This window comes from Draconibacterium sp. IB214405 (assembly GCF_033963885.1).
Lineage (GTDB): Bacteria > Bacteroidota > Bacteroidia > Bacteroidales > Prolixibacteraceae > Draconibacterium.
On record NZ_JAXBMA010000004.1, the window covers coordinates 1,170,076 to 1,191,189 of the forward strand.

Below are 21,114 nucleotides of genomic sequence, written 5' to 3' on the forward strand. Positions count from 1 at the left end.
ATTAAAGAACTATGTAATTTTTCTGTCTGTTTTTCCCTTTATTGATAGAATTCGGTCACGAAATTCCTTCGATTTTTTAAAAGCCCCACAAAGGTATAAAATTGGGATTAGTAAAAAAATGTTTTTAAAAAGCCTGCGCCCCTGTATTCAATTAGTCTGAGAGTTTCTCAAGACGACTTGCGTCGAGGCGAATAAATATGAACAACAAGATGGTAAACGACCATAATGAAGATCCTCCATAACTAAAAAACGGAAGTGGAATACCAATAACAGGCATCATTCCAATGGTCATACCAATATTCACCATAAAATGGAAAAAGAGAATTACCGCCACTGAATAGCCATAGATTCGGGAGAACGTAGATCGTTGTCGTTCTGCCAGAAAAATAAGCCGCATAAACAAAAGCATAAACAGCAGAATGATTGTTAGCGTTCCGGCGAACCCCCACTCTTCACCCACTGTGCAGAATATAAAATCGGTACTTTGTTCAGGCACAAAGTCGAACTTGGTTTGTGTACCATTTAAATAACCTTTTCCCCACATTCCTCCGGAACCAATCGCAATTTTACTCTGATTTACGTGGTATCCGGCCCCTTGAGGATTTGATTCGATACCCAAAAGCTCGTTAATCCGAACCCGGTGGTGAGGTTCCAAAAAGTTCTCGAAACCATAATCAACCGAGATGGTGAACAATATGGAGCCAATAAATACGATCGCAATTTTAGTGTAATTCGAAAACTTATTCCGTACACTGTGATACAACACAATCAGAGAGCCAACAACAGCGCCTGCAAGAATAAAATGCGACAGCTCGTATGAAGTATTTACCACATAATTGAGAAGAATAAAAAAGCCAATGCTAAGGGCGTAAATAATGGAAACGGTAAAAAACTGTTTGAGTTTTGGATTAAAAACCAGGAACATTAGTAAAGCCACACCAACCATTACCAATGCAAGGGTAAGATTGGTCAATACCAAAGCCAAAACAAACAGAATAGCAATCAGGGTTCCGAAGAAAAGTACGACACCCGATAGTCCCTCGCGATAAAGTACAAGTACAAAAGAAAAATACACGAGTGCGGAACCAGTATCGTTTTGTAACAAAATTAAAACCACCGGTCCAAATATTATTGCTGCAATGGTAAGTAACGACTTTGTTGTTTGTAGTTTAAAACCATGCGTACTCATGTAGCGCGCCAGTGCCAGTGCAGTAGCAAATTTGGTAAATTCCGACGGTTGAAATAATACCGGCCCTATCTGAAACCACGAACGGGCACCATTAATTTCTTTCCCGACAAACGGAACCAGAAGCAAAAATAACATGAGCACCCCGTAGATGATATAGGAAAAGAAAACATAGAAGTTGACTTCAAGTAACATGATTGTCAGGGCCAAAACAGCTGCCGCTCCAATCCACATTAACTGTTTTCCATACTGTTGCGAAATGTCGAAAATACTCTGATGCTCGTCGCTGTACAAGGCTGCATAAATATTAAACCAGCCCAAAAAAATCATTAACACATAAAGGCCAACAGTTAACCAGTCGATATTTGCTAATATGTTATTTCTTCTTGGCATTAATCAATTAAATCGGGGTTATTCGGATCTGTTAAAACAGCTCCCATCATTTGTTTTTCGTAAATTAATCGGTTAGTGGCAATGGTATCGTTCAGGTATTTTTCAATCAACAAACTCGCCATCGGAGCAGCATAACTTGCTCCCCACTTACTGTGTTCAACGTAAACGCAAATTGCAATTTTCGGATCATCTTCCGGAGCAAAAGCAATATAAGCTCCATGGTCGATCCCCTGGTTATTTTGGATTGTACCTGTTTTACCGCAGTAACTTATACCAGGCACAAAACGATTAAGGCGTGCAATTGTTACTTGTCGCATTCCTTCGTAAACGGGCTCAAAATGTTCGGCTTCAATACCCGTTTCATGTTTAACACTTACACTGCTTCTTATCGTATCGTTCTCAATTTCCTTGATAATATGCGGCGGATAATAATATCCCTTATTCGCCAGAATAGCCGCACAGTTTGCCATTTGCAGAGGAGTTGTTCCCATTTCGCCCTGGCCAATTGCCAGCGAACGAACAGTTAATGCCCGCCACCACGAACCATTAAACTTGCGATTATAGTAATCAACGGTTGGCCGCAATCCTGGATTCTCATTGTAGAACTCCTCGCTTACTTTATCGCCAATACCAAAGCGCCGGACATACTCACTCCAGGCTGCAAAACCTTCGGCTGTTGTTGGGAATTGATTTATTGAGTTTCGGAATGTATTCCACAAAAACGGATTACACGACTCACGAACGGCATCAACAACACTGGTAGGTGTTATGTGGTTATGAGTACAGCGTATAGGCTGCGAGCTCCTGCCATTACAAACCACTCGCGTTGAAGTGTTGATTGCACCTTCCTGCAAACCGATGAGAATATTAAAAGGTTTAAAGGTTGAACCCGGCGGGTAACGCGCCTGCAACGACCGATCGAACAACGGCATTAAACTATCGTTTTGCAGATGACTAAAATTCTTACCGCGAACCCTGCCCACCAGTAATCCAGGATCATAAGTCGGCGCACTAAGCATAGCCAGAATTTCACCGGTTTTTGGCTCAATGGCAACAACAGCTCCCTTTTTATTCTGAAAAAGCTCTTCGGCATAAACCTGAAGATCGATATCCACAGTTGAGACCAGGTTTTTACCAATCTCAGCCGGTTGATCTTCTCTTCCGTTAAGGTACGAGCCCTGTATGCGGTTGTGCACATCAACCATGTATTTTTTTACGCCCTTAACACCCCGAAGCTGTTCCTCGTAGGTTCGTTCAATACCGCTTTGACCTATATAGTCGCCCGACTTATAATAAACATCACGTTTAATGTCGTTTGCCGAAACCTCGCCAACATAGCCTAAAACATGGGCAGCAACCGGATGTGTGTACTCGCGTAATGTTCTGGTTTGCGAGTGAAAACCTTTGAATTTATAGAGTTTTTCCTGTAAAAGCGCGAAGTTTTCAGGAGATATCTGCTTGATCAGTACCGATGGTTTATACCTCGAATACTTTTTTGCTTTTTGAATTCCGGCTTCCAAATCCTCGACAGTGATATCCAGCAGATTACAAAGTAACAAAGTATCAAATTCTCCCACTTCGCGCGGAGTGATCATCAGATCGTAGGCCGTTTTATTATAGACCATTAATTCCCCGTCGCGGTCGTAGATCAAACCACGGGCCGGATACTGAACAACTTCGCGCAGAACGTTATTGGTAGCATATTGTTTATAGTCCGAGTCAAGCACTTGAAGCCGAAACAGATCGATGACATAAATCAATGCAACTACAGCAAAAACGGCTGCAACAATATAACTTCGTTTCGACAAATTATTCATCTGGTATTTTGTCCGCTACTTGTTCTGATTAATTAAAACTGTACTTTTTCGTCCTGAAGCTTTTCGCTTCCTCTTAATCGCGAAATACGATAAACTGGCTTAAAACTATAACAAAAATCGAAAACAATGAACTTAAAATTATACGATATAAAGTTCCAAAGAAATCCGACAATGTAAACACTTCGATGAAGAAAAGTACCGAATGATGAAGAAAAACCATCAGGGCAGTATAATAGAGAAACCAGCTAAATCCGTTTTGGGCCAATCCCGGATAATCCGATCTGTCTTCTTCGCGATCGGTAATTGCCCGAACGATTAACGGGCGCAGGAAAGCGATAAAAACCGATGCAAAAGCATGGATACCCATCGTATTTGAAAATATATCGACACTAAGACCGACAAAAAACCCACCCAACAAAACCACGTAACGCGGAGCATTTAAAGGCAGCAATAAAATAAACAGAATGTAGATATAGGGATTTACAAATCCGCTAACCTGCACCTGATTTAAGAACAGTACTTGCGTAAGTACAAGCCCCACAAACATTATCGTATATTTAATTACTTCCCGCCCCATCAATTACAGTTTTCTCCAAATCCGTTAACTCTTCCTTTTTTATGTTTTCGATAACGTGCACGTGGCGTATTGTTTTAAAATCAACTGCCAGCTGCACTTTTATATTATAATAATTCTCTCCCTGTGGCTGATCGAAGGTCTGGATAGTGCCAATCAACAATCCTTCAGGAAAAATCGATGAATAACCACTGGTTACTACCGTATCTCCTACTGCAAGATCAACGTGGATTGGAATTTCATTCAGATTTGCCTGACGATAATTTTCACCGTCCCAATGCAACGAGCCATAATATCCTGAATTCTTTAATTTGGCAGAAATACTCCATCGCGGATTTAACAAGGACAATCCTGCTGCATATGAATCGGAAACACCGGTTACAACACCAACAACACCGTTGGGCGCTAAAATTCCTTGGTCGGGTTGAATTCCGTCTTTACTACCCTTATCTAGAGTAATATAATTCTGTTGTTTATTGGTTGAATTATTGATGATTTTAGCTGTTCGAAAAACAAAAGTTGTATCAGCTAATTGTTTGGCAAACACAACAGTATCAGGCAGTAACTGTCCGTCAAAATCAAATCCTTCGATTTGGGTACGAAGCAGTGCATTTTCTTCTGCCAGTTGCTCGTTAACCTTCACCAATTCAAAATACTGCAATACCGAACTTGTGGTATTGTATAAACTTGCAGAAATGAAGTTGGATGAATTAAGAAACCGCGAACGTTGAAAACTGTTGTAGCTAAACACCATCGCCAACGAAACCGCTTCTAAAAAAAGAAACAGCAGAAACGCATAATTTCTTACCAGGAACCGAAGGAGACTGCGCATTTATATTTTTAACTTACTGTTATCGGATAAGGAACGAGAAGTTTTCTACATTCTTTAAGGCAATTCCGGTACCACGTACAACAGCCCTTAAAGGATCTTCTGCAATGTGGAAAGGAATACCAATTTTATCGGTCAATCGTTTATCAAGTCCTTTTAGCAGTGCACCACCTCCTGCCAGCCAAATACCTTTTACAACAATATCGGCATACAATTCAGGAGGAGTTTGTTCCAAAGCACTTAACACAGCTGTTTCAATTTTCGAGATCGATTTTTCCAGGCAGTGTGCAATTTCCTGGTACGACACCGGTACTTCAATTGGCAAAGCTGTCATTTGGTTTGGTCCCTGAACCACGTAATCCGATGGTGGGTCTTTTAACTGCGACAAGGCAGAACCAACATGAATTTTAATTTCTTCAGCAGTACGTTCACCAATTTTTATGTTGTGCTGATGACGCATGTACTCCATAATATCTGCAGTAAGGTCATCGCCGGCAATACGAATCGATTTGTTGGTTACGATACCACCCAGCGAAATAACTGCAATTTCGGTAGTACCACCACCGATATCCACTACCATATTTCCTTCAGGTGCTTCCACATCCAGACCGATACCAATAGCTGCGGCCAATGGTTCGTAAACCATGTAAACCTCGCGGCCACCTGCATGTTCCGACGAGTCGCGTACCGCACGAATTTCAACTTCGGTACTTCCTGAAGGGATACAAATTACCATTTTTAAAGCCGGAGAAAACATCCTCGATTTTGGGTTGATCATTTTTATCATTCCCCTAATCATTTGCTCGGCAGCATTAAAATCGGCAATTACACCATCGCGCAATGGCCTGATTGTCTTTAAATTTGCGTGCGTCTTCCCCTGCATTTGCCTGGCTTTCTCCCCGATGGCCACCATCTTTTCGGTTTTTAGATCGATGGCTACAATCGAAGGTTCGTCCACCACTATTTTATCATTATGAATAATAATAGTATTGGCAGTTCCAAGGTCAATTGCTATCTCCTGCGTTAAAAATGAAAATAAACCCATAAATTAATTTGCTATGTATCTAGTGCTATAAAGATAATTTTATTTATTAATGTCTGAAGTGTCTGCGGCCTGTAAATGCCATGGCAATGCCAAATTCGTTACAAGCTTCAATCACTTCCTCGTCGCGGATACTACCACCCGGTTCGATAATGTATTTTACTCCGTATTCGTTGGCGGCCTCAATGCTGTCGCGGAACGGGAAAAATGCGTCTGAAATTAATACCGAATTTTCAATGTCCAATCCACCTTTCAGGTCGAAACGCGGCATGGTGAGGTAACGTAAACTGTCTAAACGGTTTGGTTGTCCCATTCCTGCTCCGGTTAACCAGAATGCACCTTTTTCAGTTTCTGTTACTACTGCAATTGCATTACTTTTAAGATGCTTACAAGCGATTGAACCAAATTTGGCCAGGTTCATTTTTGAAGCCTCAAATTCTTTTGCTGTTACTGTTTTAAATTCAGTATCCAGACCTTCGTCTTCATCCTGAACCAACATTCCGCCACTTATCGAACGGTATAATTTTTCACCTGCTACCATCGGACGAACCGGTGTTACCAACACGCGAAGATTTTTCTTTTTACCTAAAACCTCCAATGCTTCGTCGGTATATTCAGGTGCGATAATAATTTCGATGAATTTTTTACCAAACCACTCGGCTACTTCTTTTGTAACGGTGTCGGTAAAACAGATAATTCCGCCGTATGCACTGATCGGATCTCCGGCCCAGGCCAGTTCCAACGATTCCATTACATTTTCGGTAACAGCCAAACCACAAGGATTTAGGTGTTTAATTACCGAAACGGCCACCTTGTTTTCAAGATGTGTTACTGAATGAAATGCATCGCTGGCTGATTTCCACGCAGCATCAGCATCCAACATATTGTTGTACGACAATGCTTTTCCCTGAAGCACCTGCGCATTTGCAAGACCTGCTCCTTCGGCAACATTATCGAATTTAAAGAATGTAGCTGCCTGGTGTGGATTTTCGCCGTAACGCAACACATCGCCATCGTTCAGGCTGATACGTTCTGTACCTTCATCCTCGCCATTGTTGAAATAACTAAAAATTGCAGCATCGTAATGCGATGAAACGCCAAACGCTTTTCCGGCAAACCATTTACGATCTTGCAAACTAAACTCGCCATTATTCTCTTCCAGCTTTTCTAAAAGCGGTGCATATTCCTTTTGCGAAGGAACGATAACCACATCTTTGAAGTTTTTTGCAGCGGCACGAATCAACGAAATTCCGCCTATATCTATTTTTTCAATAATATCTTGTTCATCAGCTCCCGAAGCTACTGTATCCTCAAACGGATAAAGGTCAACAATAACCAAATCAATTTCAGGGATTTCGTATTCCGTCAGCTGGCTTACATCACCCTGATTATCACGACGTGACAAAATTCCACCAAATACTTTTGGATGTAACGTTTTTACACGCCCACCTAAAATCGACGGATAACCGGTTAAACTTTCAACCGCGGTAACCTCAACACCCAACGACTCAATAAAACTTTTGGTACCACCTGTACTTAAAATCTTAACACCCAAGTCGTTTAGTTTCGTAACAATCTTATCTAAATTTTCTTTGTGAAAGACTGAAACCAGAGCAGTCTTAATTTTTTTATTATCAGCCATTTATTGGATTTTTCAAATTCGCTTGCAAAGATAAAAAAAACAGACAATTTACTATTATAAACAAAGCTCTAATTAAAATATTATTCAAGAGGTGAATAAAATGTATTTTCGTTGTAATAATTCAGGCGATACGGCACTAATAGAACAAATCTGGTTAAATAGAATCCGTTTTCTGTTTTATTGAGAATGCATACCAATTGTTATTACCGAAATTGAAAACAAGTACTATTTTTACTAAAAAATAAAGAACCAATTCATGCTGCTGCTCCGATTGATATATGAGTCGTTTTCGTTTGCTTATAATTCGCTTACCGCAAACAAACTACGCACAACACTATCGTTGCTCGGCATCACCATTGGTATTTTTGCAATCATTTCAGTATTTACCGTTATTGATTCGCTCGAAGGTTTTATCCGCGACAGTTTAAATTCGCTGGGAAGCAACATGGTTTATGTACAAAAAATGCCGTGGACACCTCCCGAAGGTGAAACTGAATACCCGTTTTGGAAATACCAAAACCGCCCGGTACCTACACTCGAAGAAACCGACGAGATTATACGACGCGCCCAAACAGTTGATAACGCAGCTTTTTTATTTGGCTTTGGAAGAAAAGCACAGTATGGCAGCACAACGCTTGACAACGCCGTTATTATGGCAACCTCTGAAGGTTTGTTTGATGTTTGGAATCTGGAACTTGCCAAAGGCAGATATTTTACTGATTCAGAAATGCGAACCGGTGCACCCGTGGCTGTAATTGGTCATGAAATTGCAAAAGAACTATTTGATGAACTTAATCCGGTTGGCCGAACCATAAAAATACAGGGGCAAAAATTCAATATTATTGGGGTTTACACACCAATGGGCCAGGACGCTTTTGGCACCAGCATGGACCGCTATATTCACATTAGTGTAGTTAAATCGTATTACATGATTGATGTACGAAACCGCGACCGTGGTCAAACCATTTGTATAAAAGCCAAAGACAATATCGACAGTGATAAGTTTATAGCCGAACTGGAAGGTATTATGCGCACCATTCGGCGGTTAAAACCAATGGAAGAAAACGATTTTGCATTAAACGAGGTAAGTATTGTAGCCAATCAATTCGACCAGTTTTTTGCATTATTTAATATGGCTGGAGCAATAATCGGAGGATTTTCAATTATTGTAGGAGGTTTTGGAATTGCGAATATCATGTTTGTTTCGGTGAAAGAACGTACCAAAATAATTGGCATCCAGAAATCGCTCGGTGCCAAACGATATTTTATTCTGCTTCAGTTTATTTTCGAGGCGATTGTACTTTCTGTAATTGGTGGAATTATTGGCCTGTTACTGATTTATGCAGGAACCATCATTGTAAACCAATCAACCGATTTTACAATAATGCTGACTTCGGGTAACATTATAAACGGATTGGTTATTTCTTCTGTTATTGGATTTCTTGCCGGATTTATGCCGGCACGATCGGCTGCTAAACTCGACCCGGTAATTGCAATAAATTCGGTTTAAACCAGGTTAAAAAACATCCCCGAAATAGTCAGGTAAATCATCATTCCCAAAATATCGTTCATTGTGGTAATAAACGGACCGGTTGCCAATGCCGGATCGATTTTGAAACGATTTAGAATTAATGGAATCACTGTTCCAAACAGCGACGCAAAAATAATTACAATAAATAGTGAAATTGAAACCGAATAAGTAAGGTTCAGGTTTCCTGATACAAAGAAGTTGTAACAAAAAATAAGCACCGCAAAAATACTGGCCGTTAATACCGCTATCGAAACTTCTTTGGTTATTTTGCGTGCCGGTGTTTCAATATCTTTAACACCACTGGCGATACTTTGTACCACAATCGACGACGACTGAACTCCAACATTACCGGCCATCGCCGCAATCAGAGGAATAAAAAATGCCAACTGCGTAACTTTCGACAACGATTCTTCGTGCGAACCCAAAACCACCGCACTTAAAATACCTCCCAGCAAACCAATAAGCAACCATGGCAAACGGGCACGCAACACTTCCCACACTTTATCACCGGGCTCTACATCGCCGGTAATACCCGAAACCATCTGATAATCCTTTTCTGCTTCGTCACGTACAAAATCGATTACGTCATCGAAAGTAATACGCCCTTGCAGACGGCCAATTTCATCAACAACAGGCATGGCTACCAGGTCGTATTTATCCATTAACTCGGCCACCTCTTCCTGTCGGGTGTTGGTATAAACTTTCTGTATTTCAGGGTCGTAAATTTTCGACACTTTGGTATTGGTATGGTTTAATATCAGTTTTTTAAGCGAAAGTACTCCCTTCAGCTTTTCATCATCATCAACCACATAAATATAAAATATCTCATCCACCTCTTCAGCCTGGCGACTAATCTCTTTTAAACAGGTTGCTACATTCCAGTTTTCGTTTACTGTAACCAGCTCTTTCGCCATAATACCACCAGCCGAATCCTCTTCGTAATCCAGCAAATCGATAATATCGCCGGCCTGCTCAATGTCCTCGATCTCATTCAGTACCTCCTTCTGAAGATCTTCATCCAGGTCAGCAACAACATCGGCAGCATCATCCGAATCCATGTATTCGATAAACTTGCTGGCGATCAGTTCAGGTGGTAATATCTTCAAAAACCGGCGGCGGTCGTCTTCATCGATCTCAATCAGAACATCGGATGCTTTTTCTCCATCCAACAGTAAATAAATGAATTTCGCCTCTTCGATATTCAGATCATCCATAATCTCGGCAATATCTGCCGGGTGAAGATCCTCCATCATTGCAGCAACTTCCTCTTTCTTCTGCTCCTCGATGTAAAGCTTTAGCTGCTCGATGTTTTCTCTGGTGATTTCAAAACTCATGATTTACTTTTTTTCGATTTCTTCGATTTTACAAGCCAGATCAATAAACGCACCGACCGAAAGTTGTTCCGGACGTTTCATAGCATACTCCTCGGGTAAATCGGAACAAATATCCTTTAAAGAGTTACGTAGCATTTTTCGGCGAAGGTTAAAAGCAGCCTTTACCACTTTTACAAAAAGCTCCTCGCTGCATGGAAGTTCTTCAACCTCGTTTCGTTTTAACCTCACCACTGCCGATTTTACTTTTGGCGGCGGATTAAAAACTCCTTCGGAAACCGTAAACAGGTATTCGATATCGAAAAAAGCTTGTAGCAGCACACTCAAAATCCCGTAGATTTTTGATCCGTGGGGCGCAGCAATCCGCTCGGCAACCTCCTTTTGAATCATTCCAACAGTTTCGGGAATTCGGTTACGATACTCCAGTACGCGAAAAAATATCTGCGATGAAATATTGTAAGGGAAATTACCAATAACACTGAATTGACCAGAAAAACGATCTGCAACGTTGGCCTTCAGAAAATCTTCTCCCCAAATATGTTCTAGTGTTGGAAAATTATGCTTGAGGTATTCTACTGATTCGGTATCGATCTCAACCACATGGACATTAAGCTCCGGACGTTGTAAAAGATATTGGGTAAGCACTCCCATTCCAGGGCCGATTTCCAGTACATCCGGTACATCGGCACTCAGGCTGTCAACAATTTTCCGCGCAATATTTTGATCGGTTAAAAAATGCTGACCAAGATTTTTTTTGGGTCGTACAAAGCTCATTACACTCAACCTCGTCCATTGTCAATTTTACTTAATATCTCTTTTTCGTTCGATTAATGAAACAAATTTATATTTTTGCCATCAAAGAATTGCTCGATACCTAACGGTATTTTTCGCGTCGTGAAAGTAGTAAAATTTAAGGGATTTAACAGATGGTGCGGAAAAGAAAGCTTTAAAAAATCTGGATTTTGAAAAAAACTATCGTTAAGATTCTACAGTTTCTTGGCTTCTTCGCTCTGGGAGCTTTTATTTTTTGGCTTATTTATAAAGATCAGGATATTGAACGGATAAAGACCGTTTTAAAGAATGATGTTAATTACTGGTGGGTGGTACTATCGCTCTTCCTTGGCCTATTGAGCCACATTAGTCGAACACTTCGCTGGGGCCTCATGATCGAACCGATCGGACATAAACCACGCTTTATCAATACTTTTTTAGCCGTTATGGTAGGCTATTTAATGAACATGGCTTTCCCGCGTATGGGCGAAGTTTCGCGCTGTGGAGTATTGTCGCGCTACGAAAAAATATCGTTTACCAAGCTGGTAGGAACTGTAGTTGCCGAGCGATTGATCGACCTTATCTCTTTGCTGATTTTACTGGTGATTGTCATTTTCTCGCAGTTTGGAGAGATGATCCATTTTATGAAAGAGAATCCGGGCATCACTGAAAAGTTGCATGCTGCCGCCACGTCACCTTACCTTTTAATCGGTATTGTGGTATTGGCAATTTTGATATTTGTTTTCAGAAACGCATTTAAACATACCGCCTTTTTCAAAAAAATTCTGGAAATCATCCAGAACTTTAAAGAAGGTTTTATTTCCATTCGTAATATCAAGAAAAAAGGTTGGTTCTTTTTCCACTCGGCTTTTATCTGGGGAATGTACTATGTAATGCTGTACGTTGTGTTCTTTGCTTTCGATTTTACCAGCGACCTGAATCCGATTGCCGGGCTGACCACTTTTGTTTTGGCAAGTTTCGGAATGGTAGCTCCGGTGCAAGGCGGAATCGGAGCATGGCATTTTATGGCAAAAGAAGCACTTTCGTTATACGGCGTGGCGAACGAAAACGGAATTATCTTCGCTTTTGTAGCTCATACTTCAATGACTGCCATGATCATTCTTATCGGCATAATATCTCTTATGGTTCTTCCGTTTATTAACCGCAGAAGCGATGTTACAGAACCGGAGCTGCAGGTTGAAACGGCAAAATAAACCGGATCAACACCTTTGACCCGGAATTTTGTACATTTGGCTGCTGAGAATTGATTTTTAAAATCGGCTGAAATATTGAACACCGAACTCTTTATATCACGCAGGCTTTTTTTCGACAAGGCAAATAAAAGGCTGTTGTCGCAGCGTATTATTCGTATTGCACTGGCAGGAATTGCGTTGGGTTTAACCGTAATGATCGTGGCTGTGGCCGTGGTTACGGGTTTCAAAAAAGAGATTCGCAACAAAGTAATTGGCTTTGGTTCGCACATCCAGATTATTAATTACGACTCCAATAATTCGTACGAAACGAGTCCTGTTTCCGAAAATCAACCATTTCTTGAGGATGTAAAAGCACTACCCGGAGTAAAACGTCTACAGCCTTATGCCACCAAACCGGGCATGATAAAAACCGACGAATACATTCAGGCAATTGTGTTTAAAGGTGTAGATCAGAATTACGACTGGCAATTTTTTAGTAAACACCTTGTTGAGGGGAACCTACCGGCCATTACCGACAGTGCCCGTTCAAACGAAGTATTGCTATCGGAACAGGTGGCCAAACTCCTGCACCTGAAACTGAACGACCGCATTGTGGTGTATTTTATTACGGGCGACGAACTATTTCCGAGAATGCGACAACTGGAAGTTAGTGGTATTTACCGCACCGGTTTCGAAGAGTTCGACCAGTTGTTTATTGTTGGCGACCTGAAACAAATGCAGCGTATTAACGACTGGCGCCCCGACCAAATCACCGGCTTCGAAGTAATTACCACCGACTTTTTTGATATCGACAACATTGACCAGGAAATACGCAATATAATCATCAGTTACCGCGAGGAGAACTCGGAGATTCTGCGCACACAAAGTATTACACGGGTATATCCGCAAATTTTCGACTGGCTGTCGATACTTGATATGAACGTGTGGATTATACTGATATTGATGGTTGTTGTTGCTGCATTTAATATGGTATCAGGCTTACTGGTGCTGATACTCGAACGCTCGACCATGATTGGCGTACTAAAAGCGATGGGAAGCCCCAACTGGAGCATCCGAAAGGTTTTTATATATCTGTCGGTGTTTTTAACCGGGCGCGGCCTGCTGTGGGGAAATGTAATTGGAGTTGCTATTGTACTCTTGCAAATGGTTTTTCACGTTATCCAACTTAATCCGGAGTCGTATTACGTTGATTATGTACCAATGAATTTTTCGCTAACTCACCTGCTGCTGCTAAATCTTGGAACCATTGTAATAACCTCAATGATACTGGTTATTCCGAGTTGGTTTATCTCAAAAATATCTCCTGATAAGGTAATTCGTTTCGACTAATTTTCTTCTGCACCTTAATCAATATTACTCCTTTTTTGTTATAAAAGGCCAAAGGAGAAAACAAGTATGACAGACAGAAAACAATTAGCCTTTTCGGTGCTTGATTTAGCGCCGGTTGCCGAAGGCTCGACGCCCGCAGATGCTTTGCAAAACAGCCTCGAACTGGCACAGTTTACCGAACAGCTGGGTTATAGCCGTTACTGGGTGGCCGAACATCATAACATCATAAGTGTGGCCAGCGCCGCTACATCAATAATAATTGGACATATTGCCGGAGGGACAAAAACTATCCGCGTAGGTTCCGGCGGTATTATGCTGCCCAACCATTCGCCGCTGGTTGTTTCCGAGCAGTTTGGCACTCTGGCTGCCCTCTACCCCAATCGTATCGATCTGGGTTTAGGCCGTGCTCCGGGAACAGATCCGGTTACTGCTGCCGAATTGCGTTACGACCGCATGCGCGCTGCACAGGATTTCCCGAACGAAGTGCGCAAAATTCAACAATACTTTTCTCCTGAAAACAGCACTGCCGAGGTTCGTTCCGTTTTATCGGAAGGTGCCAACGCGCCCATTTACATTTTAGGATCGAGTACCGACAGTGCATACCTGGCCGCCCAACTGGGATTACCTTACGCTTTTGCCAGCCATTTTGCCCCGCAAATGCTTATTTCCGCACTGAATATTTACCGCGAGAATTTTAAACCGTCTGCCCAACTCGACAAACCCTACGTGATTGTTGGCAGCCAGGTGGTTGCTGCCGAAACCGACGACGAAGCCGATTACCTGGCCAGCACCATGCGACGCAGTTTTATGGGAATTATTACCGGCCGTCGTGAGTTGATGCAACCACCGACGCACCATTTGGGTTACGAAAAATGGGGAATTATTAAAGACCGTATAGACCAGATGCTGGCCTGCTCGCTTATTGGAGGAAAAGAAAAAATTGAGCGTGATCTAAGAGATCTTATCGCAAATACCAATGCCGATGAAATCATTGTTTCATCGCACATTTACGACCAGCAAAAGCGGTTAGATTCGTACCGGATTTTTTCGGAGGTGGCCAGAAACTTCGAATACTAATTTTACTTTGCTAAACATTCAGGTGTTTATGCATCAAGCCAAATAGTTCTTCTTTGTTTAAAGGTTTCGAGATAAAGTCGTTACACCCGTATTTAAAAGCCATTTCTTTGTCCGACTCAGTTGAATAGGCTGTTTGTGCAATAATGGGTAAATCAGGAAATACCTCCTTTATTTTCTGAGCTGCCTCGTAGCCGTTCATTACCGGCATTTTTATATCCATCAGTACAATATTGATGTTATTGTTGCCCATACATAAATCAACAGCTTCTTTTCCGTTTACGGCATGTACCACCTTATATTTATTATTAGGTTCTCGTTGGATGAGCGCCTCGATATACAGGTAGTTTACTTCTTCGTCTTCGGCAACAAGAACAGTATAAATATCAGATTCACTTAAAGTGTCGTGTGCGTTTTTTTCTGAATTGTCAGGTTCTGCGTTTGCAGGATTGTAGGGTATGGTTACGTAAAAAGCCGATCCTTTTCCTTTGGCCGATTCCAAAGTAATATCTCCGCCAAGCAGCTGCGTATTTTCCAACGCAATGGATAAGCCCAGCCCTAAACCACCTTTTTTAATCGAAATTTCTTTATCCTCCTGCGAGAAACGCTCAAAAATAAATGAATGTTTATCAGCCGCAATTCCAATTCCGGTATCTTTCACATACAGAACCAGTTTATTGTCATCAATTGAATACCCAAATTCGATATAACCTTCGTTCGTATATTTTAAGGCATTTTCCAGAAGATTGCTCAGTACTTTATTCAGCTTTGTTTTATCCGATTTAATTATACTTCGATTATCGGGCAGCACCTTTTTCAGATACAGGTGTAAATTTCTTTCCTTTGATTTTAAATCGAAAATAGAGAAAAGCTCCATTAAAAAATCGTTCAACGAAAATTCTGTTTCGTTTAGTTGAACCTGCTTGGTTTCGAGGGTGGATATTTCGAGTATGTCGTCGATGATACGTAGCAATTGGTGGCTGCTGTTTTGAATTATTTTTGAGTAATATTTTCTTTTTTCTTCGGTAGTATCACTATCGTCGAGCATGCCGGAAAAACCGATTATACCGTTCATCGGAGTGCGAATTTCGTGCGACATATTATTCAGGAACTCCGTTTTAAGACGGTTACTTTCTTCCGCCTTTTCTTTGGCAATGGTTAGCTCCTGATTATTCCTTTTCAGCTCCTTTTCATATTTCTTAATTTCGGTAACATCGAATACAGAACCAACCATTAAACTGCACCGGTTTTTATCGTCGAATATGGGTGAAATGCTGACAATTCCGGTAAGTGTGCCTGCCGGATAATCGGTTGTTTCTTCCCAGCTAACTGTTTTCGCCTCCGAAATGGCTTGTGCATAATATCCCAGCACCAAACTCAACGAAGGTTCAGGAATAATATCATGTACATATTGCCCTACAATATGTTCCTTCGGGATACCGGTTGTTTTTTCAAATTGCCGGTTTACAGAAAGGAAACGAAATTTATTGTCCGGTTCCACACCTAATTCAAAAATTACGTTTTCAACCGTATTATAAATCGACAGTAATCGCTTTTCATTTTTTTCTGCCTTCTCTTTAGCCCGATTCATTTCCTGCTCTGCTTTGTTTTTGGCCGTAATATCAAGAAGGTTGGTCAATACAAGGTTGGGAGCACCACTATTGTCGAACAATAACTTCGAGGATAGAAGCAGATCTATAATCTCGCCATTCTTTTTTACGGCTTGTACTTCAAGATTACTGACTTCCCCATCCCGAAGAAGTTCATCCTTTTTATCTTTAAAAAGCAACTTCGATTCGTCGGTCATGTAATCGATTGTTTTTGTACCAACAACCTCATTGTACTCATAGCCCAACGATGTTAGCCAATGTTCGTTCACCGATACGATTTCGCCCTGCATATTTGACGACTGCAACATAACAAGGATGCTGTTATACTGTTGCATGAACCTGATTTCATTTACCTCGGTTTCTTCCTGCGACTTTTGTAACAGAAGCGTAAATTCGCGGTTTTCCAGGTTTTTAAGGCCTAATTCTGCTATTAATTTCGATAGTTGAGTAAGGAATTCGATGCGTTTATTTAGCTCATTTTTATCGATAACCGGAATTCGATTAAGTTCTTCTATATATGCTTTCTCATCAACGCCACAATCCTTTGCCTGTTTTTTTAATTCTTCAACATCCGGCTTTTCAAGCAACACCTGACCGTTAATAAGATTTCCGATATGCGTTCCGGAGATCATTATTGGTATTGAAACAATTGTAAATCTATGGTTACAGGTTTCAATTTTATAGGTTTCGTTTTTAGTTGATTCGGAAAGAATTTTATCGCTGCAAATACAGTCGTCGAACGATTTTGGAGTGTCGCTAGTAATACAAGGACAAATAGTTGAAAAGCCACTTTTAACTACAACATTACCTTCTAAATCCAATATTCCCAGCGCAATATTATTCAAATCAGAAATGCTGGTGCAAAGCTCCTGCAACCTGGCTACATCAAATATTTCGTTCAATTTATAAGCGCCTTCCATATACCCGATTGAAATTAAGATAGGTAATTTACAAAGTAATTATTGATTTAACAATTTGCTATCGTTATTGTTGATAAGGTCAAATTCACGTCAGATTAGGAAATTATAATCCTTGGGTTGGATCCTCTTCGGATGATTTCTATGCCGCTATCTCCTAAAAACGAAACACACAACCAACGCCCATTTGCTCTCCGTTATAATATGGATATATCATCGAAGTTGCTTGTTTCGATTTATCTTTAAATAACTTTTCGGTAAGCCACGGATTTACCCAATAAGCACATTTTGTACTTAAGATTCCTATTCCTGCACCGGTTACAACATCGGTAAACCAATGGCGGTCGTTATACATTCGGAAAAACCCGGTTCCGGAGGCCACGGCATACCCGGCAATACCATACCATGGTGAAACATCTTTATACTCCTGCCACAAAAATTCGGCTCCCATAAATGCCGTCGCGGTGTGCCCCGATGGAAACGAATTGGTCGAACTGTTATCAGGACGTGTAATTTTTGTGGTCTTTTTTAAAGTAGTTACCGTGGCTGCCATAACGGTGTAAGCAGTAAGCAGTATCGTCGTTCGCTCTCTGAAATTGTGCCTCCCTTTTATTCCTGCAGCATTCAATCCGTACACGGCAAGCGTCGGTGCATATTGCGAAAAGTCGTCGATTGTTAGTTTTTCGTCGATGTGTTCGTTCAATTCTTCTTTAATTTCTGAATTCCAAAATTTTAATCCGTCACTCTCAATCCCAATCACACCATAACCGATTAATACACCCGGAAGAATTAAAGCTGAAGGCTTAAATTCCAGATCGTTATTTATCGACAGTGAATCCTTGTCATGTTCACTTGAAAAAGAATTATAAGAATTTAAAAGAAACAGGGAGGACAGAATAAGAATGGTTTTCATGATACACTTTTCTTTAAAACTATACGGGCTGACTATTTATTGCCTATAAGAAATATGGATCTTGTCCTCTAATAAAGAGACGTTTCATTAACAATTCACAATTCAAATGGTTTATATCTTTATAAAAACAGAAGTGTTCTCCAAATCTGCGGGTATTTTCTATTTTTGCGATATATGATCACCAATCCTGATAAAATAGCCACAGCATTAAAGGGAAAACTCCCGGGTTCGGAATCGCATTATAAAATGCTGCCTCCCGAGCGATTGTTAAAACCTGCTCCCGAAGACCAAAGCAAGGTAAAGCCGAGCAGTGTTTTGGTGTTGCTTTTTCCAGACGACGACGGATTAAAAGTTTGCCTGATAAAACGTCCGACGTATATGAAACATCATGCCGGGCAAATTGCTTTGCCGGGTGGAAGGATCGAAGCTAACGAAAGTGCCTGCGAAACTGCACTGCGCGAGACATTCGAAGAAATCGGGATTACCGAAGATAAAATAAGGATATTGGGAACGCTTTCGTCGTTTTATGTTGAAGTAAGTCGTTTTCAGATCACACCGTTAGTAGGATGGATGGATACCAAACCTGAATTTAAACTTTGTCCCGACGAGGTGGAAAAGGCTATTTTATTTCCTATTGCTGCATTTAAACCTCCTCACCCTACAATCGAGTTAAAAACCGTAACCGGATTATTAACTGTGCCCTGCATCAGATACGATGGCGAAATAATTTGGGGAGCAACCGCGATGATTCTATCTGAGTTCTACGATTTAATTCATCAGGCAGAATAACCTGAATTTTCTAAATACAGTTTAAGATAAAACACTAATCATACCAGGCCCAAGAAACGCCTAAACGGAAAGTTGCCCGTGGCATCGGGTAATTTGGTGTAGTCATGTATCTTCCATCAAGGAAGTTCGTTCCTATATTCATCCATTTAAAGAAAACGCGCGTACGTTTTAACCGCAAGTTGGCGTAAATATCGATGTATGGATAATCGCCATATTGCTCTTCGTTCTGGAGATAGAACAAACCTGTTGACGGAGCATACGCATCGGCATAATATTTTGTGTTGTATCGTACATCGGCACCAATTTGCGTAAACAGTACTTTCGAAATGGTAAACTGGTAATAAGTATTTACAAAAGCCGACCATTCGGGCAAATGAAGGTATCGCTCTTCAGAGACCTTTTGCCACAAAAGTCTTGTTCGAAAATGGAATCGCCTGTAGTTAAAATCTTTGTCGGCATACACCGACATTACCAGCAGCTCATTTGTTGTTTGATCGGGGATGGCGTCGGTATTATTATAGAGGTAATTATTAATAGCTGCATAGTTAGCTGCCAGCTCAAGTTTACGTTGCGGCACCCTGATTTTTGCCCCCAGTGTTAATCGTTGTTCGGCATCAAAGTCGTTGTTCCATTTAAAGTGATTCGAGTAGAATGTTTCCTGAAAATAATCGGGGACACGATTTTCAAATGATCCGGAAAATATCATCGCTGCAGTTGAATCACCCCAGAATTTGAACGGTTTGGTAATTATTCCGTTTAGCTCTAATTCTCCGGCATTTCGTCCGGCCATGTTAACTTTTCCATCAAAATTCCATAACCAAAAACTACCCATTTCGCGAAATATGCCTCCACCAATGTACAGGTTCGAATATTTAATATCATAACGTCGGTGTACTGTATCTACCTCAACTCCGGGCGTTGATCCCCGATAGAGTTCGTAGCCTAAAAATGCTCGCTTACCAAACGTATATTTTCGGTTTGGATTTTCGTACTGTTTTAACTGAAACAGGTTACTAATCCGGTTATATTTTATTTCATCCGTTGTATAATCGGCTCCGTAATATGTATTTTCGAAAAAGGTATTTGTGGTGTCTTCTTCATCCAGGAATGATTGGGTATACCTGTCGTGTTCAAAATTATAGAGTATACCAAGAATTGGCCGAAATACTTCTACGCTGTCCACTTCGTCGAAATCGTATTTACCTATGCGGTATTCGGCGGTTGTGTAATAATTTATACTATTGAACTTACTCTTGGCTTCACTCAAATTAACTGCCCAGTACTCCGGTTTCTGACCGGCATCCATGATAGAGTCAGCAATTAGTCCACCATTTTCGCTGTTTTTAATCGAGTTTGAAATAAAACCACCGTGTATGTTCCATTCATCGCGATTAAAACTGGTTGTTAAAGCCACAAAGTTGTCTTTGGCATCCTGCGAGTTATACTGTCCATCCGATTTCTCCTGATTGGTCCGGAATGTCAAGTTCCAGAAAGGTGTTACGTTTTGCGAATGAATAACATCAAAACGGGTTTCGTTATTTCGTGATTTGTTTTCGCTCTGACTAAAATCAAAACGCGTATAAGGAGTAGTGGTATTAAAATATTTTACTTTCGCTGGTGTTAGCAGGTAATCTTGCCTCGATTGTAAAAAGAAATAATAGGTTTGATTTTCGCGTTGAAAGAAATCGTTTGTCATTCCCGCATTTCCATAATTACCGGTATAGGTAGCAGTAATTGCGTTTTTAAAAACCGGATGATAGATATGCGAATAATCGTGTAGAGTATCAAGTTTGGTAGAATCCTGAAAAGCACCATCGCCTTTCAGATACCATAACCCAATTTTTGATTTTACTTCCTTCTCCTTTTTTACCTCTTCGTTACCTTCGCCATTTTGCATTCTCATTCCTTCGGGCGGTTGAGCCATAAGCAAGACTGGCATTACAATAAGTACCAGAAGCGTAAATAAAAAATAGTGTGCTTTCAGCATACATAAAATTTTAGCACAAATCTAAAAAAAGCATTTAAGGTTCAGATATAAGTTAAATACTTTTTAGCTTAATTAACACGAATAAAAAAGCCCGTGCTCTGTTGAACACGGGCTTAATAAAATTGGCAGCGACCTACTCTCCCACTTTTACGCAGTACCATCGGC

16 protein-coding genes are annotated in these 21,114 nt (G+C 40.8%); 5 read left to right on the forward strand and 11 right to left on the reverse strand.

Annotated elements, in window-relative coordinates; all coding sequences use genetic code 11:
• Positions 1–151 precede the first annotated feature (151 nt).
• From rodA to purH, 6 genes are all read right to left on the reverse strand, one after another.
• Positions 152–1,579 (reverse strand): rod shape-determining protein RodA, encoded by a 1,428-nt coding sequence (gene rodA / locus SLH46_RS17405; protein ID WP_320282488.1) that lies wholly within the window; start codon positions 1,577–1,579, stop codon positions 152–154.
• Positions 1,579–3,396 (reverse strand): penicillin-binding protein 2, encoded by a 1,818-nt coding sequence (gene mrdA, locus SLH46_RS17410; protein ID WP_320282489.1) that lies wholly within the window; start codon positions 3,394–3,396, stop codon positions 1,579–1,581. Before mrdA ends, rodA begins: the two co-directional genes overlap by 1 nt.
• Positions 3,397–3,469: 73 nt before the next feature.
• Complete coding sequence (locus SLH46_RS17415) at positions 3,470–3,973, reverse strand: rod shape-determining protein MreD (protein WP_320282490.1); 504 nt, start codon at positions 3,971–3,973, stop codon at positions 3,470–3,472.
• Positions 3,954–4,802: a rod shape-determining protein MreC gene (mreC, locus tag SLH46_RS17420; RefSeq protein ID WP_320282491.1), complete on the reverse strand. Its 849-nt coding sequence runs from the start codon at positions 4,800–4,802 to the stop codon at positions 3,954–3,956. The genes SLH46_RS17415 and mreC overlap by 20 nt, the downstream gene beginning before the upstream one ends.
• A gap of 19 nt (positions 4,803–4,821) precedes the next feature.
• Positions 4,822–5,844: a rod shape-determining protein gene (locus SLH46_RS17425; protein ID WP_320282492.1), complete on the reverse strand. Its 1,023-nt coding sequence runs from the start codon at positions 5,842–5,844 to the stop codon at positions 4,822–4,824.
• 46 nt (positions 5,845–5,890) lie between these two features.
• Entirely contained in the window at positions 5,891–7,483 is a 1,593-nt protein-coding gene (purH, locus tag SLH46_RS17430) for a bifunctional phosphoribosylaminoimidazolecarboxamide formyltransferase/IMP cyclohydrolase (protein WP_320282493.1), read from the reverse strand.
• Positions 7,484–7,739: 256 nt separating this feature from the next.
• Between purH and SLH46_RS17435 the strand changes: the two genes are divergently transcribed.
• Positions 7,740–8,993 carry an ABC transporter permease gene (locus SLH46_RS17435; RefSeq protein ID WP_320282494.1) on the forward strand — a complete coding sequence of 418 codons (1,254 nt, stop codon included), beginning with the start codon at positions 7,740–7,742 and terminating at the stop codon, positions 8,991–8,993.
• On the opposite strand, the gene mgtE is transcribed toward SLH46_RS17435, so the two are convergent.
• Both mgtE and rsmA read right to left on the reverse strand, forming a co-directional pair.
• Positions 8,990–10,348 carry a magnesium transporter gene (mgtE, locus tag SLH46_RS17440; RefSeq protein ID WP_320282495.1) on the reverse strand — a complete coding sequence of 453 codons (1,359 nt, stop codon included), beginning with the start codon at positions 10,346–10,348 and terminating at the stop codon, positions 8,990–8,992. The two genes, SLH46_RS17435 and mgtE, sit on opposite strands and share 4 nt — an antisense overlap.
• A gap of 3 nt (positions 10,349–10,351) precedes the next feature.
• Positions 10,352–11,119 (reverse strand): 16S rRNA (adenine(1518)-N(6)/adenine(1519)-N(6))-dimethyltransferase RsmA, encoded by a 768-nt coding sequence (gene rsmA / locus SLH46_RS17445; RefSeq protein ID WP_320282496.1) that lies wholly within the window; start codon positions 11,117–11,119, stop codon positions 10,352–10,354.
• Positions 11,120–11,307: 188 nt separating this feature from the next.
• Between rsmA and SLH46_RS17450 the strand changes: the two genes are divergently transcribed.
• The 3 genes from SLH46_RS17450 (at position 11,308) to SLH46_RS17460 (ending at position 14,736) form a co-directional block, all read left to right on the forward strand.
• Positions 11,308–12,330, forward strand: coding sequence for a lysylphosphatidylglycerol synthase transmembrane domain-containing protein (locus SLH46_RS17450; protein WP_320282497.1), 1,023 nt, complete (start codon positions 11,308–11,310; stop codon positions 12,328–12,330).
• Between the two features lie 75 nt (positions 12,331–12,405).
• Positions 12,406–13,659: an ABC transporter permease gene (locus SLH46_RS17455; protein ID WP_320282498.1), complete on the forward strand. Its 1,254-nt coding sequence runs from the start codon at positions 12,406–12,408 to the stop codon at positions 13,657–13,659.
• A 66-nt stretch (positions 13,660–13,725) separates the two neighbouring features.
• Positions 13,726–14,736, forward strand: coding sequence for an LLM class flavin-dependent oxidoreductase (locus tag SLH46_RS17460; RefSeq protein WP_320282499.1), 1,011 nt, complete (start codon positions 13,726–13,728; stop codon positions 14,734–14,736).
• A 10-nt stretch (positions 14,737–14,746) separates the two neighbouring features.
• On the opposite strand, the gene SLH46_RS17465 is transcribed toward SLH46_RS17460, so the two are convergent.
• Together SLH46_RS17465 and SLH46_RS17470 are read right to left on the reverse strand one after the other, a co-directional pair.
• A complete protein-coding gene (locus SLH46_RS17465) occupies positions 14,747–17,245 on the reverse strand; it encodes a PocR ligand-binding domain-containing protein (protein WP_320282500.1) in 2,499 nt (832 codons plus the stop codon).
• A 172-nt stretch (positions 17,246–17,417) separates the two neighbouring features.
• A complete protein-coding gene (locus SLH46_RS17470) occupies positions 17,418–18,173 on the reverse strand; it encodes a phosphatase PAP2 family protein (protein ID WP_320282501.1) in 756 nt (251 codons plus the stop codon).
• Positions 18,174–18,347: 174 nt separating this feature from the next.
• On the opposite strand from SLH46_RS17470, the gene SLH46_RS17475 reads away from it, so the two are divergent.
• Positions 18,348–18,962 (forward strand): NUDIX hydrolase, encoded by a 615-nt coding sequence (locus SLH46_RS17475; RefSeq protein WP_320282502.1) that lies wholly within the window; start codon positions 18,348–18,350, stop codon positions 18,960–18,962.
• Positions 18,963–18,996: 34 nt separating this feature from the next.
• Here the strand turns inward: SLH46_RS17475 and SLH46_RS17480 are convergent, their stop codons facing one another.
• Positions 18,997–20,949 carry a putative porin gene (locus SLH46_RS17480; RefSeq protein ID WP_320282503.1) on the reverse strand — a complete coding sequence of 651 codons (1,953 nt, stop codon included), beginning with the start codon at positions 20,947–20,949 and terminating at the stop codon, positions 18,997–18,999.
• Between the last annotated feature and the right edge of the window lie 165 nt (positions 20,950–21,114).

Excerpts from the sequence above, each read along its gene's own strand:
- rodA (WP_320282488.1), bottom strand. The coding sequence starts at position 1,579 with ATGCCAAGAAGAAATAACATATTAGCAAATATCGACTGGTTAACTGTT.
- mrdA (WP_320282489.1), bottom strand. The coding sequence starts at position 3,396 with ATGAATAATTTGTCGAAACGAAGTTATATTGTTGCAGCCGTTTTTGCT.
- SLH46_RS17415 (WP_320282490.1), bottom strand. The coding sequence starts at position 3,973 with ATGGGGCGGGAAGTAATTAAATATACGATAATGTTTGTGGGGCTTGTA.
- mreC (WP_320282491.1), bottom strand. The coding sequence starts at position 4,802 with ATGCGCAGTCTCCTTCGGTTCCTGGTAAGAAATTATGCGTTTCTGCTG.
- SLH46_RS17425 (WP_320282492.1), bottom strand. The coding sequence starts at position 5,844 with ATGGGTTTATTTTCATTTTTAACGCAGGAGATAGCAATTGACCTTGGA.
- purH (WP_320282493.1), bottom strand. The coding sequence starts at position 7,483 with ATGGCTGATAATAAAAAAATTAAGACTGCTCTGGTTTCAGTCTTTCAC.
- SLH46_RS17435 (WP_320282494.1), top strand. The coding sequence starts at position 7,740 with ATGCTGCTGCTCCGATTGATATATGAGTCGTTTTCGTTTGCTTATAAT.
- mgtE (WP_320282495.1), bottom strand. The coding sequence starts at position 10,348 with ATGAGTTTTGAAATCACCAGAGAAAACATCGAGCAGCTAAAGCTTTAC.
- rsmA (WP_320282496.1), bottom strand. The coding sequence starts at position 11,119 with ATGAGCTTTGTACGACCCAAAAAAAATCTTGGTCAGCATTTTTTAACC.
- SLH46_RS17460 (WP_320282499.1), top strand. The coding sequence starts at position 13,726 with ATGACAGACAGAAAACAATTAGCCTTTTCGGTGCTTGATTTAGCGCCG.
- SLH46_RS17470 (WP_320282501.1), bottom strand. The coding sequence starts at position 18,173 with ATGAAAACCATTCTTATTCTGTCCTCCCTGTTTCTTTTAAATTCTTAT.
- SLH46_RS17475 (WP_320282502.1), top strand. The coding sequence starts at position 18,348 with ATGATCACCAATCCTGATAAAATAGCCACAGCATTAAAGGGAAAACTC.
- SLH46_RS17480 (WP_320282503.1), bottom strand. The coding sequence starts at position 20,949 with ATGCTGAAAGCACACTATTTTTTATTTACGCTTCTGGTACTTATTGTA.